This window comes from Pseudoalteromonas sp. APC 3355, assembly GCF_030407615.1.
Classification (GTDB): Bacteria; Pseudomonadota; Gammaproteobacteria; order Enterobacterales; family Alteromonadaceae; genus Pseudoalteromonas; species Pseudoalteromonas distincta.
This window is the reverse complement of record NZ_JASDDB010000023.1, coordinates 12,616-29,816: the sequence shown is the minus strand read 5'-3', so window position 1 is coordinate 29,816 and position 17,201 is coordinate 12,616. Positions and strand designations below refer to the sequence as shown.

Sequence of the window (17,201 nt, the reverse complement as noted above, 5' to 3'; positions counted from 1 at the left end):
CTGTACCCTTATTAATAAATCATAAGGATATGACAATGCCAGGTGCTTTTGCGCACATCACTGCTGTTAATATTGCAACGCAAACCAAGTCACTCGCTAAAATGGATATGCCTAAAAAAGCAAAGCTTATTTTAAGCCAACGCCAAGCATACCTTGAACTAGGCTGTGTAGCCCCCGATTATCCTTACTTAGCTGTAGCGCAGCCTAGCCAAAATGCGTGGGCCGACCTAATGCACTATGAGCACACAGGCGATTTACTTAAAGCAATGATTGAATACTGTAAAACACTTGAAGGTGAAGCATTTGAAAAGTGTTTTTCCTGGTTATGCGGTTATATGGCCCATGTTGCTGCAGATATAACAGTGCATCCGGTTGTTGAATTAAAAGTAGGCCCTTACGCGCAAAACCAAACGGCGCACCGTACCTGCGAAATGAATCAAGACGCGTTTATTTGGCAACGTTTAAACTTAGGTGAGTTAGGTTATGCTGACCGCGTGCAACAAAATATTGGATCTTGTACTAACAAAGACGATAATTTTGATACCGATATTGCAAAAATTTGGCGACATGCTTTATTAACGGTTCACCCAAGCTACGCAGCACAACACGCTCCTAACTTTAATTCATGGCATAACGGTTTTCAGCTTGTAGTAAATAATGTTGAAGAAAGCTATCGATTATTTGCCTGTGCACGCCATGTTGCTGCTGATTTAGGCTTGTTTTATCCTCGCCCAAACGAAGTAGACCCCACTTTTATTGAACATCTAAAAACGCCGCACGAGCCTATGCATTACAACGATATTTTTGACTTTGCCGTTAGTAACATTCAGCACTACATAACCATTATTGCCAATGCCGTATTTTTAGATACTGATTACAGTGCAATTAAAAATTGGAACCTAGATACAGGCTACGATGAACACAACACGATGACGGTATGGAGCAAATAAAATGAAACACTTACTTTATATAAGCCTCATAGTATTACTTAGCGGTTGCTACACTCCTAAAAAAAACAATCCAGAAGTGATGGCCGACTTAGCCTCACAATTAAAAGATATTGCTACAGCCGTTGATGGCACACTAAAATTTAGTGAAACATCCTATTCAACAACTGATGAGTTATTAAAAGCCGCTGTTAATAACGATTTAAGCAAACTTGCACCTTTTGGGGAATACACGCTTATTGTAAACGTACAAGATGATAACGCAGTGCTACTTTTATGTGATGCCAATACGGCTTTAATTGAAGATGCAGGCTGTACTGCTCAATCAGATATACAGCATTGGGGAGCAGGAGTTATTCATCAGTGCGAAATAACTATAAACGCCCAACAGCTCTGTAACTAGGTAATAAAATACCTGCTATACATTTAAAGTTGAGCCGTCATCTCTTTGGGGTTAAACACTAAGCCATGGCGGCTAACATGCTCTGCAAAATTTTCGGCTGACATTGGTTTCCCAAAGTAAAAGCCCTGAAATTCTTTACACCCCATTTGCGCCATTATTGCTACTTGCTCTTGGGTTTCTACTCCTTCGGCTACACACTTAATATCAAGCTCTTCACACATAACGTGCACCGCTTTAACTAAACTTTTTTGACGCGTAGAGCTTGTTACTTGGCTGATTAATGAGCGATCTAACTTGAGCTTGTTAATAGGGTAATCGGCAAGGCGTGCAATATTAGAATACCCCACTCCAAAATCATCAACCGAAATAGTAAAACCCCACGATTGCAGTGTTTGCATAAGCTTTAGCGAATGCGCTTGGTTTGCCTCAAGAGAGGTTTCAGTCAGTTCTAACTCTATTTGAGGTGGCTTTACGTTGAAGTCGGCAAGGTATTTAACCAGTTTTGACATAAAATCGGTTTGGCTAAAATCAATTAGAGATATATTTATTGCCACCGGCACACTCGGTAAACCCGCCTTAGTCCAATTGGAAATTTGAGCGCAGACTTTTTGAATAATCAGATCGGTTAACCTACTGACCATTCTGTATTCTTCGGCAATTGGAATAAATACCACTGGCGACACATTACCTAGTATAGGACTGTTCCAACGCGCTAAAGCTTCAAGCCCTATACATTTACCCGTTGCATCTACTTTAGGTTGATAGTGTACCGACAAATCGCCCTGCTGAAGCGCTTCATCTAATAACATCGAAATTTCGTATTTTTCGATAAAAGCTTGTGATTGTTTTTCGTTATAACCACTTAGAGGCATATTACAGTTTGCAACTTTAAGTGCTTCGCACGCATTGCTAAGTACTGTTGTGCTGTTTTTTCCGTGATCAGGATACTTTGCAAAACCAAATAAAAATGATTGCTGACACTTAGTGCCAAACACATTATAAGTTTTATCTAATGTATTTTTTATTTGCATTAATAGCTTATCTTCAAGCTCGTTTTGCGAGTTTGCGCCAATTATAAAAGCAAGCTTTCCTACTCCTATATGGGCACACAACAACGGCCCATCTGCCATCGCCTTTAAACGCTTGTACGCGTTAATAAGTAATGCTTGAGAGTCGGCTTTAGTGAGCTTTAAATTTAAGTATTCACTATTTGCACTTTGGGTAACAACGATAAAAAAACCTTTTTGGTATTTGCTTGTTAATCTGTCGCATTGCAGCTCAAACCATTCTCTATTAGGTAGTTTTGTTTGCGAGTCTCTAAAGCGTAAACGTTTATTTTCTTGTTCCATCATCGATAAATTTTGTTTAATGAGCTGCTCTTGCGTGCAATCGTAAAAGTCGTATACACGGTAGTTTGTACTCATTGTTATTTGTTGGTAGCAGGCTTTAAAATAACTTTTTTTGTACTTCACAATTTTATTTTGAGCATTAGAGTCGTCAAAAACTAAGGCCGGAAATAAATGAGAAAGATTAACGCTTCCTTCTTTTAATTCTTTTTTTATACCAAACATATCAATAGCATGTTGATTAAAATCAGTAATGACAAGATTTTCGTCAACAATAATTTTGGCTTTATTTGATTCGGTGAACAGGCTTCGATAAAGCTCATTTTTATCTTTAAGGTGTGTATTAGCGCTTATCATTGTGTTGTTTAAACGCTTAGCAGCCACAATTGTGCGTGCCACAGCAAGGGGAATACAAATGTTAAAAAATAAGAATATTAGCCCTGTAATGTATAAGCTGGCATCGGGAAGTTGCTGAGCAATGCCAGTTAAGCCCGATACATCAACGTTATTGATGATCATATAAAACGGTACAATATTTAATACGCCATAAGCAAGGGCTGTTCTATAACCAAGTAGCATAAGTGCGATTATTGGGCAGGAATACATATACATAGAGCCCACTTTAGCAAGCTCTAGGTCTGTTAAAAATAAGTTCATTGACACGCTAGCAGCTACAATGGCTATTAAAAGTACATGAGCGCTGAAGTGATAAAAACGCTTACTTGCTATAAGTAAACCGCATACAGTCGCAAAAAAACTGCTTGTTAATACAACAATATAAATTAAGTTAAACTCAATAGCGCTTGCGTACGTGTGGCACACCACAGCAAAACATAACACCATTACTAATGATAGAATAATGCGCAGTGCACTTACTCGCCAATTAGCAACCTGATCAGGGGCTGAATAGTGATCGTTTAATAAAAAGAACCTATTGAAAAAATGCATAATAAACAACAGTTAAAGCTCATTTTTCTATTAGACATTGATAACTTGTTAAAATCAATCAAATGAATATAATTTCTATTTACATTGTTCTATAAAATAGACAGGTGTAAACCTGCTCGTTAGCCATTAAACATTCATTTTTCGAGTGTTTTTACAGTTATCCTCTTTAAGCGCGAAACCACTGCACCCTAAAAATTCACCGTGCTTAGATTTACGTTTACGCATTTCGCGACCACACTTTTCACAAATTGGATGCTGCGTTTTACACTCTGTATTCACACATTGTGAATACGTGCTTTTATCAACTGATGGGCTACTACAGCTTTTACACACTCGTAGTTTAGTTTCGCAAATCTGCGTATTAGTACAGCTATAATAATCACCATACTGACCCGTTTTTGGCACAATTAATCCGTCGCTGCACGTATTACACTCTCTTTGCTTTAGTTGCGACTTGTTAAACAACGTGGAGCCGATTTGAATAGGATAATCGTCATTTACTAGTTCTTTTACAAACGCTGAGCATGCATAAGGGTCTGCAATTAAATACGCTTTATGTTTTGCGCGCGTAATACCTACATAAAGCAAACGCCTTTCTTCTGAGTGAGTGAATTCATCTTGCACTGGTAATAACGACTCCACCAGGACGTTATTTTGATTATCGCTAGGAAACCCTAATTTACCTTGTTCAAAACCAATAATAATACAGTAATCGGCTTCAAGCCCCTTAGCGCTATGCAATGTCCAAAAATAAAGAGGGTTTGTATGCTTTTTATCTTTTAAATGCTGCTGCACGCTATTTAACATGTATCGGTATCGACTAAGTATGGCAATGCTCGCTGATGCATCGTTTTTTTGAATAGTGCTTATGCTCTGTTGTACTTTCATTTCTATCGATTTAGTACCTTGGTATAAATCGTCTAATAAAATAACTTGTGGTGTGGTTACTTGTGTATGTGTGCTGATCTGCTTTTTATATTGCTCAGGGTTTTGCATTACAAAACGCCCTGCTACATCACTAATACTATTGTTATATCTAAATGTTTTTTGCAACATAGTAAGTGAGTGGCTGCCCACTAATTCATTAAAGCGTGTAGTAAGCGCTAAATTACCACCCGAGAACCGATAAATTGCTTGCCAGTCATCACCAACCGCAGTAAAGCGTATTCCTTTGCCATATTTTAATATGGCATTTAAAAAACCCATACGCGCACTTGATATATCTTGAAACTCATCAACTAAAATGTGGCTCCACGGAACATTAAAATCTCCGCTTACTATCGCCTTTGTTGCTTGAATAATCATGTCGTCAAAATCAATGGCATTTTGCGTGCTTAGTTCATTTATATAAGCGTTATGAATTTGCACTAACAAGTTTGCATATTGTTGATAGTTTTTAATACCACTTTGCTTGATGCGCTGCGCTATTTGCTTATTACTTAGTTGCTCTACACGAATAGCTTGTAAGCATTTTATGTACTTATCAATGCCTTGCTGTAACTGTCCTGAGTTATTTAAAGTATGAAATATTTCGTCGCTACTTAAAGGTGTTAATTCAACATTATGCTGCTTTAATTGCTTTGCGAGAGTTTGCTCAAGCTTTCCTTCTACCCAGTTGTAATGAAAGGTTTCTAGTAAAGTGGTGCCATTTTGTTTATGTAACTTACGCTTAAATGCAATTTGCTCGTTATAGTGTTTTTTATCTATATCGGCACGAGTATTCCCTTGCCTATCAATGCCAAAGTGCTCTAAGTAAATATCGTATTGAGGTATATAAAAGTCTGGTTGGTATTGCCCACTTAGCTCTGCGCCTTGATTAAAGTGATAATTCACCTCATAACTGTGCGCCACGCAATTTAAATGTAGCCAGTTTGAAATAAGCACTTCCTGATAACTTTTTACTTTATGACCCGCAAGGCTACGGTATTCGTTATCGCGTACGTACCGCTCGTACTGTGCATTATCTTTAAAGCTAAATATATCAATCGGCTCATGGAGTAAATCTACAAATGCTTTTAAAAACTGTGGCTCGGTTTGTATTTTTTTACTTACCCACCCAGTTAACCAACTATTTAATTGAACTGGGTCGGTTGCAAATTTTGACAATTCGATTGGCTTTTTAGCACTTTGTAATAATTTAAGCCCAAGCGCATGAAACGTTAAAATAGTGGGTGCTTTGGTATCCAATTTTGCATACGTGGCGCGTTTAATAAAGCGCTCTTTAAGCTCATTTGCTGCTGTTTTATTATAGGCCAGCACCAAAATTTGCTCAGGCTTGGCAATATCACACGCTATTAGATCTAACGATTTTGCGACCATCACAGATGTTTTACCTGTGCCTGCTGCCGCTAATACTAGGTTTTTATCGTTATCGCGTATTACCGCTAAGCGCTGCTCTGTTGTTAAAGGATTTGACTCTACTTGATTAAAAAAGTCATTTTTAAGAGTTAGTTGTTTTTTTTCATATTTATGGCGCAGCTGTGCGATTGCATCGTGAGTATTGGGTGTGGAGCTCAGTATATTTAAAAATTTAATACTGCTTGGCGATAAGTGTTGTTGCCATGTGTTTATACTTTGAGCGTATTGTTTAGCAAGTAAAAACACCTCGTTATTAAGTATTTTCATGGAACTATCACGTAAAAACTCATCTAAAGCATAACGCTTTAGCAAAGCCTTGGCGTTATTTACTTTTTGCTCCAGCATGGCTGAAAATTGCGTATTAAGGGCGGTATTTAAAGACTTAGCTTGTGCTTTGTTTAAAAAGCTAATTGATGTATTGCTACTATCGCACAAATTAATTTTGGCGCTAAATAAACGATTTTTAAGTATTGAGTAATTATAAAAGTCTTTAATTAAAAATGTCCGTGCGGGAGCACTTCTAAAATGCACAACAAGGTGCTCTTGTTCAATAGTTACGTGTTTAATACGGGTAAAAAAACGGCCTAGCCAACTTGGAGTAGCAATATACTGCGCCATAATACTCAATATGAAGATATGCTTTGACTTGATTGTAACATACTCTTTTATATTACATTTAACGCTAAATAGTAGTCATTTATCGAGCAACCTCTTAGCAGGCTGACTTTTAAAACTTAATATTAGCATTTTACTCACAATCATTAACAATTTTAAACATTTACAGATAGCGTGTTGTGTAACAATGCACAAATACACTTAATATATTTACTAGGTATATCCGCAATTAAACAATCATTTATAGCTAATTCAGTGGTTAAAAGGAGCTAACATGCTTAAAAAGTGCATTACCACAACTGCTTTAATTTTATCATTATGCGCATGTACATCAGAAACAGAGTCGAATTTAATAAAAACAAAAGGAATTTGGGCAGGCTTTGAGCTGGTTTCTGACGGTAACCGCACGCGTGTTAACGCAGAACTAAATGCGGGAGATGCTAATGGCTCAAACATTGTTTTAAGCGATAGTGACTCATTACAAGCTGTTGTTAATAACACTGCTATTGTACTTACAAAAGATACCGACTTTTTAGACGTTGATTACCAAGCGTATATAAATGCCACTGACGATAATCAACAGTTTGATATAAAATTTAAACGAGACGATGGCATAAATGCGAATTCAGGTGTGGAACTACCTTTAAATTTTATTATTTTAACCCCGAGTAACAACCAAACTTTTAGTATTAATAGTCCCCTTACAGTTCAGTTAGATGGCACTGATCCCAATAGTACTAGTCAAGTAGAACTTAGCAGTAGCTGCACTAACAATAATAATGAAACACTTTTACAATCAATGCTTTTTGCGCTTGGCACTTCGCGCCTTGAAATAGATTTGCAAAGCTTAGATATGTTTAGCAGCTCGCAAGTAGATCAAAGTAAAACGTGTAGTTTAACCGTTAGTGTAAAGCGTGAACGAGTAGGTAGTATTTCGGGTGAGTTCGCAAACCAAAGTTATATTAAAGCCCAGCAATCACGCGCTATTAAAAATATGACTTTAACGTTTTAATTTGCACGCTAATTTACTCAGCGTTAAGCTACGCCTTTATTAAGTAATTTTACCAATTGTAATTGCCCTCCTTATTTATAGGAGAACAAATAACAGTTGATATAAAGGTTTATTATGACTAACAGCACATACCCTATTGGCACACCAGGCAAAAAATGGAATAACAACGATAAAGCCCAGTGGTTAGCACGCCAAAACATTAAACGCAGTTACCAAAACGAAGTCGTAACGCTAATTAATGACCTTAAAAGCACCTTAGATATAGAGCAGTACGGCGAGCTTAATTACGCCGCTGGTACTTACCCATTATATATATTAAAAACGCCTAACTTTAATGCCAATAAGCCAACTGTTTTAATCACCGGTGGTGTACATGGCTACGAAACCAGTGGCGTACATGGCGCACTTAGATTTGCTAAAACATCCGCTATGCAACACTCTGAGCAGTTTAATATTGTTGTTGCGCCCTGCATTAGCCCTTGGGGATATGAAACAATAAACCGCTGGAACCCTGATGCTATTGATCCTAACCGCTCATTTTACGAAGGCAGCCCAGCACAAGAGTCAGCAGCTATTATGGCGTTTGTAAAATCACTCAATGTAGACTTAGTTGCTCATATTGATTTACACGAAACAACGGATAGCGATAACAGTGAATTTAGACCCGCACTTGCTGCCCGTGAAGGCACAACAAACACTAATTGGAACATACCTGATGGGTTTTATTTAGTGGCCGATACCAATAAGCCTGAGCCTGAATTTCAAAAAGTAATTATCGAAGATGTGGCAAAGGTCACGCACATTGCCCCGAGCGATGAAAACAACCAGCTAATAGGCGTCCCTCAAGAGCAATTTGGCGTTATTAATTACGCAGCACGCGATTTAGGTTTGTGTATGGGCTTTACAGATGCACCCTATGTAACCACAACAGAGGTATACCCTGATAGTCCAACAGCCACAGATGAAGAATGTATTTTGGCGCAAGTAGCCGTTATTAAAAGCGCGCTTAACTATATTAAAGCACTTTAATAAGTTTGCAGCCGCTTGTACCCTCTTGGCTGCTAAACTACATTTAGATAAAAAGCTAATTTAGGAGGTATTAATGGAATACAAAAATAAAAACGGACACGTTAATTTATCGCTTGAAAATAACATAGTTATTGCACAATTTAGCGGAAACCTAGAACTTGAGCTTTTAAGTAATTTTAAAACAGCGCTTTTTGAAACCATTCAATCATTTAAAGGCGAAAAATGGGGTTATATAAGTGACTCATCAAACGTTGTAGCTGCAACCCCACAGGCCGAGCAAGAAATGGTAGCCATAAGCCACAGCATGCAGCAAAACAACTGTTTAATTAGCGCGTTTGTGCTTACATCACCTATCGCTATAAGCCAAATGCAACGAATAATGCAAAACGCCAAAAGAGACGTTTCTTTCAAAGATTGTCTTTTTGATAATCTAGAATCGGCAAAGCATTTTATTTCAAATGAATTAAACAACGACTTGAGCTAAGTAAAGCTCAAGTCGTTGTTTATATAGAGCTTATATACTGTACTAATTTTTATAAAATTGACTGTCTTTGGTTATAGTAATGCTGGCATCTTCTTGCGCTGTTACTATAAATTGTAACTTACTCACTTTGTGCGCAATATTGTAACCATCGGCTGTTACAGTAACGGGGACTCTTTTCATTGCACCTGGCTGTATAAGTGTAGAACTTGGACTTGAGAGTGTTGCTTCTGGCAAGCCCTCTATGGCAATACTGTAATGCAGAGCTTGCTGCGTTTTATTAATAATAGTAAGTGTATAAGGGTTTTCTACCAGGCCCTCGTAGTTCACTCTATAAAGCGCATTCCTATCGCGTAGTACTGAGGCTTCTATTGGTGTGCGTTGCAGCATCCAGGCAAACATAGAAATTATTAACAAAGCCGTTAATGCGCCGTATCCTATTAGTTTTAATCTAAATGGATTGGTTTTTTTACCTTCCATTTGTTTTTCACTGGCGTATTTAATTAAGCCTTTTTGATAACCAAATTTCTCCATAGTATCGTCGCAAGCATCAATACATAAGCCACAGTTTATACATTCATATTGCAGCCCATTTCGAATGTCTATACCTGCCGGGCAAACCTCTACACATAAGTTACAGTCTACACAGTCACCTAAGTTAAGCTCTTTTGGATCGGCTTTGCGTTTACGCGGTCCACGACTTTCACCTCGCTCGTTATCATATGTAACAAGCAACGTATCTTTATCAAACATAACAGCCTGAAAACGAGAATAAGGGCAAGCAATAGTGCACATTTTTTCGCGTAAAAACCCTGCATTACCGTAAGTGCAAAAAGCGAATAAAAACACCCAAAAGCTCGTAATACCTGACCATTCAAATGTAAGCATTTCCATATACAAACTTTTTGCGGGAATAAAATACGCCATAAACGAGGTGGCGGTTAAAACTGAAATAACTATCCACGCGCTGTGCTTAGTTATTTTTTTGCGCCAAGTACTTAGCGTCCACTGAGATTTATCTAATTTAATTCGCTGATTTCGCGTGCCTTCAATGCGCTGCTCTACCCACGAAAACATAAGCATCCATATTGTTTGCGGGCACGTATAACCACACCAAACCCGACCAAGCCAGTTAGTTACAAAAAATAATGCAAAAGCTCCCGCCATAAATAGCAGGGCTAAAATCATAAAATCTTGAGGAAGGAGTGTTAAACCAAAAATAGTAAAGGTTTGCGTTGCCACATCAAGCAGCACAGCTTGTTGACCGTTATATTGGATCCACGGTATTGCAATAAAAGTTAGCATTAGCAGCCAACCTAAAGTACGGCGTATGCGCTGAAAAAATCCTTTTTGCTCGCGGATATAAATTGGCCCTTCGGTGTTATAGGGCTTAATGATCATGTCTTCTTCTTTAATATCAAACTTCATAGTACTTGCTTCATAATGACGAGTATTACGCAAGCATTTGCAACTTTCAGACCAAGCTGAAAATTTAATTAATCCATTGATATTGAAGAAATTATTTCAAAGAATAAAAACCAACCTCGCGATATAAAGCGTACTTCGCGATATATCACGAATTTTTACCAATTCCTAACTTTCGCATTTTTGAGCGTAGTGTACTCTCAGGTAAGCCCAATTTAACTGCCGCTCCTTTATCACCCGATATTTGCCAGTGCGATAACGCGAGAACTGAGGTTATATGCTGCTTTTGCGCTTCATCGAGCGTAAGTGAAGGATTAATAACTACTTCACCACCCGCTTGCAAAGGCTGACTTAGCTGAAGTACCGCTTGATTAGATAAAATAGCTTCGCGTTCAAGTACATTTTGCAGCTCTCTAATATTGCCTGGCCAATCGTAAGCCTGCAGCTGCGTAATTGCTTTTTTACTTAGCCCTTTTAAATTTTTCCCGAGCCGTTTATTTAGCTGCGCAATCAAATTAGCGCATAAATAAGGAATATCTTCTTTTCGATCTTTAAGGGCGGGTACTTTTATAGGAAATACATTGAGCCGATAATACAAATCAATTCTAAACGTGCCTTTTTGTACCATTTCCCACAAGTCGCGATTAGTCGCTGCAATTACTCTAATGTTTACTTTTAGCGTGTTGCTGCCACCCACGCGTTCAAACTCTTGTTCTTGCAGGACTCTCAGTAATTTACTTTGCGCCTCAAGTGGAAGCTCTGCTATCTCATCTAAAAACAAGGTGCCTTTATCAGCAAGTTCAAAGCGCCCTTTACGACGCTCATTGGCACCTGTAAACGCGCCCTTTTCATGGCCAAACAATTCCGACTCTAGCAAGCTCGGGGTAAATGCAGCGCAATTTACTTTTATAAAGGCCTGTTCGCTACGTTTGCTCAGCCTATACAAGTTACGGGCTACCAACTCTTTACCCGTGCCATTTTCGCCAAGTATAAGCACTGTGCTGTCGGTTTCACTTACCAGTTTTATTTGATCTAACATGGTTTGAAATATATGGCTTTGTCCAACTAGCCCTGAGTCTTGCCAGTCTTCGTTGAGCTCTGCAATTAAGTAGTTGTTTTCATCTTTTAGCTGCTCACTTAAGTGCTTTACTTGAGTAAGTGCCTCTTGCAGTGCATTTTGTGTTTGCTGTTGCAGTGATATATCGCGAAATACCGCTACAGCACCAATTAACTTATCATTTTGATAAACCGGTGTTGAGGTGTATTCTACTGCAAATGAGCTACCATCTTTACGCCAAAAAACTTCATTTTTAACTTCACGACGCTTTCCGTCAAACATGGTACAGTAAATTTGGCATTCATCAGCGGGATAAGGTGTGCCATCAGCATGAGTATTATGATGATATTGGTGTATTTTTTTACCTAATAGCTCCTCAGCGCACCAACCTGTCATGCGCTCAGCGGCAGGATTAACAAATACCGCATTACCCGATAGGTCAAAACCGTATATGCCCTCACCTACTGCGTTTAGCAATAATTTAGGATCGTTTAAAAATTGTTTTATCATAAAATACACCTCGCGAAATATCGCGAGCATTATGGCAATTTTATACGCTAAGTGCACTCATTACTTAAAGTGCACTTACGCGTAAGTTAAAACGCTATAAATAGTGCTTAAATAACGTTTTTACATCTATTTTTACACCTAGCCTTGCGGCTATTAAGTAAAGTCCTGCAAGTTTTCGGTGAATAAATAACGCATCAACGGGCGGTGTATGCCATTGCTGAGATTGCGCACTAAGGGCAAGCCCTGCATTTTTAATTTTGAGCGCGAGTTCGCTATTTTTAAAATCAAATTCCCCTTTTACTCTTAGCGGCTCGCACGCCATTAAAAATAAATCAATGACGTTGTTTTTATACTCATCAACTAAGTCATTTTTAAAATAACCTATGTGTGATGCCGCTTTAAGTACACCTTCTCGGTTGTTTTCGCTACCCGCTTTAAATAAGGCTAAGTACGCTAAGCTAAGCTCGGTTGATATTTCTCGCGTTGCACCAAAATCAAATAAAACAATTTTTTGGGTCTCAAGCTGATAATGAAAGTTGGCAAAGTTAGGGTCGGTTTGAATTAATTTAAATTCAAACATTTCTTTAAAAAACAAATCAATCAGTTGCTTTGCAACAAAGCTTTTTTGACTATCTGGTAGCTCTGTAATGCTCTCAATAGGTTCTGCTTTTATATACTCCATAGTTAGCACTTGTTGTGTGCTGTGCTCTGGATATACGTTGGGTACTTTAAAGTGGGGATTAGTTGCTAATGCATTTTTATAACGTATTAAGTACTGAGCCTCCCGCTTATAATCAGCCTCGGCTAATAACTGCGCCTTAGCCTCACCAATAAGTGGTTTAATATTAAGATCTTTTGGCAATAATCGAGATATCGTTAATAACGAAATAACGTTATCGACATCACTTACTACACTTTTTGCAATACCAGGATATTGAATTTTAACAGCAAGCTGATCGCCATTTTCTTTATAAGCTAAATGAACTTGCCCTATAGAAGCTGCAGCAAAAGGCCTTAATTCAATATGAGAAAAACGCGCTAGCCAGTCATCTCCCCATTGCTCTTTTAATACCGCTACAAGTTGCTTATGAGGCATTGGGTTGGCATCTGAGCGCAGTAAAGCAAGTAATTGAGCTAATTCAGGACTGAGTAAGTCACCGGCATCCATTGAAAGTAATTGCCCGAGCTTCATTGCAGCGCCACGTAAATGAGATAGCTGTGTGGCTAGCTTTTCAATATTTTTAGGTTGTAGTAGTAAGCTTTTATTGTCCCAACCTTTACCAGTTAGCGCGCTCTTAGCACCATCAACTAACATGTTGGTAGCAACACCTGTGGCAAGTGAGCCTAATTTTGCAAAACGGGAAAGCCGAGAAGTGGGAACAGTACGAGGAGCCGCCATAATATTAAAACCTAATTAGCCTGAAAGTCAGGCTAATCAATACGTATATTGTAAGTAGGTAGATCTACTTATAGACGAGGTACTAGCTTAATTGCGCCTTCAACCACCTTCATATCAAGTGGAAGTTTACTAAGTAGCATCATTTTAGGGTCATCCATGTTTAATGTATAAACTGGGTTAACCGCTAAAAAAGCATTAATAACATCCATTGCTTGGCTATCAAGCGCACCTAAATTACCTTTAAAACCGCCGGCATCTACACTCGAATCAAGTAATTTAATATTACGTAAAAACACTGCTTTTTTCTCACTGTCGTAAAATGGGCTACCTTCAATTTGCAGCTTTAAACGCACAGGGTATTTAAGTGCGAATGCATTAATTTCAGCGCTCGAATCGGCACCAAGCACAACAACATCGCGGTTATCAGGACCAATGTTGACACTTAAGTCGTTTACATCAAACTGAACGGGTAAACCCATTAAGCTTACTTTTTCACTTAACTTTGGTAATTGCTTACCCAGTACAGATTCAACCTCAGAGTTAGTAAATGAATATACTGATATGCCTTGCGTGGTATTACAGGCAGTTAAAAATAACGCTGCAATAATAACTAAAATTCTCATGAGAACCCTTTTGTTTATGAATTAGTGATACATAAAAAAGCCGCTATTAAAGCGGCTTAGTAAAATAGTAACCAGCATAGATTATGCTGGTTTTATTAAGCTGCAAGTGTTGCTTTAAGTCGCGTTAGTGTGTCAGGTTCAACTGAACCGTCACTGAGCGCTAATAACTGTTTTAAATAATAGTTTAAATCAGCATGATCGCCACGATGTTTGTCATCTAGCATGGCTACTTGTTCTGCCATTCTAAGTGACTTATCGGTTGAACTTACGTTCGCTAGTATTTCCATGCGAGTAATAAGTTGCTCTTTACTTAATGTTGTTTTAAGCGGTGCTTGATACTGACTTGGTAACGTTTCATTGTTTTCAAGTGCAGTAATTAATGCATCTAAATTAGCTTGCTCAGATTTACTTGTAAGCAATGCAAGCTTGTCTTCAATAGCAGCTAGTAGCTTAGTAACCTTTGGCGCTAACGATCTAAATTGCGTGTACCCTTTCACTTTTGTTTCGAGGTCGTGCAACTGCGCTCTTTGATTAACATCACTAAGTGCTGCTTCAAGCTCAGCAAGTTCTGCAACTGCTTGTTTATCTGACTCGTTTTGCTCGAGTTTTTGCTGCTCAAACTCACTACTACGCTTGGTAAATGTTTCATCGTTATACTGACGAAACTTTTGCCATAACGCATTTTCAGCTTTTAAACCAGCAAAGCCAATGGTTTGCCATTGCTGCTGCATTTGCTTCAACTCTTGGCACGCAGCGGCTAAATCATCGCTTTGTGATAATTGCTGCGCTTTTTCTACTAACTCATTTTTAAGTGCTGCATTACTTTTATGAAATGCGTTTAATAAAGCCAGTACTTGTTGTTGCTCATTTTTATAACGATCGTTTAGTGTACGGTATGTTTTAGGGTCAACTTTACCCACACTACGCCACGCTTTATTTAAACGATTGTATTGGCTTTCATATTGTTTCCAATCAAAGTCATCCTCAGCAGTTGGCTGTAAATGGAGCGCATGCATGTCGTTAATAATATTTTCACGTTGTGCTTTTGATGCTTCGCGTTGCACTTCTTGCTCTGCGAAGTAACTACGGCAAGGCGCAAATAACAACTCGATTTGTTCATCAAACTGCACGCCTTGTTGCTTTTCTTCATCTGTATCTAAACGACCTAACTCATTCCAGCGTTTACGTAGCGCTTTTACTTGCTCTGCGCGTTGTTGTGGGTCTGTACACTCTTCGCTTACTAATGCACTTACTTCTTCTAATAAAGCTTTACGCTTTGGTGCTGCAGCGTATTTTTGCCAATCTTTCGCATCTGCAAGTTGCGCTTCAAGGTCTGCTTTTATATTCACAAGTGGCTGCTGATATTGCTCAGTAAGTGTATTAAATAACTCTTCAAAGCCTTTAAACACGCCAAAAGCAACATTAAAACGACCTTCTTCAATTAGGCGCTTAACATCACGAGCTTTGCGCTTTGCTTGGCTTTGGTTTTTTTCAAGTGGCTTAACTAGCTCATTCATTGGTGCTAAAAATTGCTTTTTATGCCCATTTAACTGTGTTTTAAAGGTACTTTGCAGTGCGCCATCTAATATATTCAAATGATTACGCGCTGCTTTAAAGCCATTATTAAATTCAGTTAGAGTTGAATCGTATTGTGCTAAATCTTCTGCTGGCTTAATTTCGCATAATGCTGCAAAAGCGAGTTTGTACTCTTTAATAGCCGTTGTTAGCTCGGGTAACTTAGCAACTTGAGTAAATAGTTTTTCTAACTTGCTTACAGCGAGTTTTGATTGTGCATTATTAGCAAGTTCTGTTTCGCTAATAGCTTGCTTAGCTTGCGCTACTTTTGCATCAAGCCAATCTTGTTGAATTTGCTCTGGAGTTTCAAGACCAAGCTGTAAGGCATTTTCGATTTCTTCACCTAAAGCTTCAAGTGTTGCAAGTGCTAATAATTGACGCTGTTGTTGCGCTAATTGCTGCTGCTCTTTGTCATGTACCGCTTTTAGCTGTTCAATGTGTGCATCTAACTTAGTAGTAATAGAAATATATTTTTCATCAAGCAGCTTTACACGTTCATCACTTAGCCATTTGAGCTCAAGTGCTTGCCACTGGGCCATTAATTCGCCGGCTTGTGAATTTACAACACCAAAATCTGTTTTTTCACGTAAAGCATTTAACTTAGCTAAAATAACACGTGTTGCACTTTCAACCTGAAGTGGCATTTCAATTGCTAAACGCTCATTTTCAATATGCGTTTCAAGTGCTGTTTTTGCATCACCTTTGGCATGTTTTACTAATGGCTTAATTAGTTGATGGGTAATAACAAGTTCAACTAACTGAGTTTGTAGCTCTTCGCTACCTTCTTTAAATGCTTTTTCTACTAATTTTGGATTTGCTAAACGTTTTAATAATTTAACGCGTACTTGCAGTTCTTTTTCTGCAAATGCTAACTTTTCGAGTGTTTTAACAGGTGCAAAACGCTCTATGTATTCACTTTTGATTTGCGCTGTTAGTGTACTTTCGCTATTTAAAACAGCATTAGATATTTGCAGCTCTGCTATATCTTTTAATGCTTGATCTTGTTTATACGCTTTCCACCATAGCGGCAAATTATTTACCTTTTGCAGCGCTTTACGGCGAATTTCAGCTGAGCTATCTTCAAGTGCTAACGTGTTTAATATGGTTGCATCACGTTCAATGTCTAATTTTTCGATAGCATCAAGGCGTACTTGTTGCTTTGGGTGTTTCCACTTAGGTGTAAAAAGGTGCTTAAAGATCATGTTCACTAAACCTAGCTATTTCGTTGTCTGATTTGAATTCTTTTTGTAGTTGAGCTTTTGTCTTTTGGATCATTTCACCATTAGCACCAATCGTAAATTGCTCGTTTGATTGAGCCACCTTTGCTTGATACAACATAACCAACTGCACTGTTTGTTGCTTTTGTTCATCTGATAAAACGGTACCGTCTGGCCACTTGCCAGTAGAAGCACCGTATTGTAAGCGTTCGAATAACTCGGGAGTAATATTTTGTACAAGATTGTCGATGTTCAT

The 17,201-nt window shown here is 38.3% G+C and carries 13 protein-coding genes; 5 read left to right on the top strand and 8 right to left on the bottom strand.

Annotated elements, in window-relative coordinates:
• Positions 1–35: 35 nt before the first annotated feature.
• Together QMA08_RS19790 and QMA08_RS19785 are read left to right on the top strand one after the other, a co-directional pair.
• Positions 36–950: a zinc dependent phospholipase C family protein gene (locus tag QMA08_RS19790; RefSeq protein WP_182712919.1), complete on the top strand. Its 915-nt coding sequence runs from the start codon at positions 36–38 to the stop codon at positions 948–950.
• A 1-nt stretch (position 951) separates the two neighbouring features.
• Positions 952–1,350 carry a hypothetical protein gene (locus QMA08_RS19785; protein WP_002960664.1) on the top strand — a complete coding sequence of 133 codons (399 nt, stop codon included), beginning with the start codon at positions 952–954 and terminating at the stop codon, positions 1,348–1,350.
• Positions 1,351–1,373: 23 nt separating this feature from the next.
• On the opposite strand, the gene QMA08_RS19780 is transcribed toward QMA08_RS19785, so the two are convergent.
• Positions 1,374–3,644: an EAL domain-containing protein gene (locus QMA08_RS19780; protein ID WP_290175307.1), complete on the bottom strand. Its 2,271-nt coding sequence runs from the start codon at positions 3,642–3,644 to the stop codon at positions 1,374–1,376.
• A gap of 126 nt (positions 3,645–3,770) precedes the next feature.
• Positions 3,771–6,620: a UvrD-helicase domain-containing protein gene (locus QMA08_RS19775; protein ID WP_290175306.1), complete on the bottom strand. Its 2,850-nt coding sequence runs from the start codon at positions 6,618–6,620 to the stop codon at positions 3,771–3,773.
• A gap of 271 nt (positions 6,621–6,891) precedes the next feature.
• On the opposite strand from QMA08_RS19775, the gene QMA08_RS19770 reads away from it, so the two are divergent.
• The 3 genes from QMA08_RS19770 (at position 6,892) to QMA08_RS19760 (ending at position 9,142) form a co-directional block, all read left to right on the top strand.
• Entirely contained in the window at positions 6,892–7,629 is a 738-nt protein-coding gene (locus QMA08_RS19770) for a hypothetical protein (protein ID WP_290175305.1), read from the top strand.
• Positions 7,630–7,743: 114 nt separating this feature from the next.
• Positions 7,744–8,658 (top strand): M14 family metallocarboxypeptidase, encoded by a 915-nt coding sequence (locus QMA08_RS19765; protein WP_182671832.1) that lies wholly within the window; start codon positions 7,744–7,746, stop codon positions 8,656–8,658.
• A 73-nt stretch (positions 8,659–8,731) separates the two neighbouring features.
• Positions 8,732–9,142 (top strand): hypothetical protein, encoded by a 411-nt coding sequence (locus tag QMA08_RS19760; protein ID WP_290175304.1) that lies wholly within the window; start codon positions 8,732–8,734, stop codon positions 9,140–9,142.
• Between the two features lie 42 nt (positions 9,143–9,184).
• Here the strand turns inward: QMA08_RS19760 and ccoG are convergent, their stop codons facing one another.
• The 6 genes from ccoG to QMA08_RS19730 all read right to left on the bottom strand — a co-directional run bounded on the left by ccoG (position 9,185) and on the right by QMA08_RS19730 (position 17,201).
• Positions 9,185–10,567 carry a cytochrome c oxidase accessory protein CcoG gene (gene ccoG / locus QMA08_RS19755; RefSeq protein ID WP_290175303.1) on the bottom strand — a complete coding sequence of 461 codons (1,383 nt, stop codon included), beginning with the start codon at positions 10,565–10,567 and terminating at the stop codon, positions 9,185–9,187.
• A 145-nt stretch (positions 10,568–10,712) separates the two neighbouring features.
• Positions 10,713–12,131, bottom strand: coding sequence for a sigma 54-interacting transcriptional regulator (locus tag QMA08_RS19750; protein ID WP_290175302.1), 1,419 nt, complete (start codon positions 12,129–12,131; stop codon positions 10,713–10,715).
• A 94-nt stretch (positions 12,132–12,225) separates the two neighbouring features.
• On the bottom strand, positions 12,226–13,530 hold the full coding sequence (locus QMA08_RS19745) for an AarF/ABC1/UbiB kinase family protein (protein ID WP_272451925.1): 1,305 nt from the start codon (positions 13,528–13,530) through the stop codon (positions 12,226–12,228).
• 68 nt (positions 13,531–13,598) lie between these two features.
• Positions 13,599–14,153, bottom strand: coding sequence for a DUF1439 domain-containing protein (locus QMA08_RS19740; protein WP_002960677.1), 555 nt, complete (start codon positions 14,151–14,153; stop codon positions 13,599–13,601).
• A gap of 95 nt (positions 14,154–14,248) precedes the next feature.
• Complete coding sequence (locus QMA08_RS19735) at positions 14,249–16,930, bottom strand: DUF349 domain-containing protein (protein ID WP_290175301.1); 2,682 nt, start codon at positions 16,928–16,930, stop codon at positions 14,249–14,251.
• A complete protein-coding gene (locus tag QMA08_RS19730) occupies positions 16,920–17,201 on the bottom strand; it encodes a DUF1315 family protein (RefSeq protein WP_007378333.1) in 282 nt (93 codons plus the stop codon). The genes QMA08_RS19735 and QMA08_RS19730 overlap by 11 nt, the downstream gene beginning before the upstream one ends.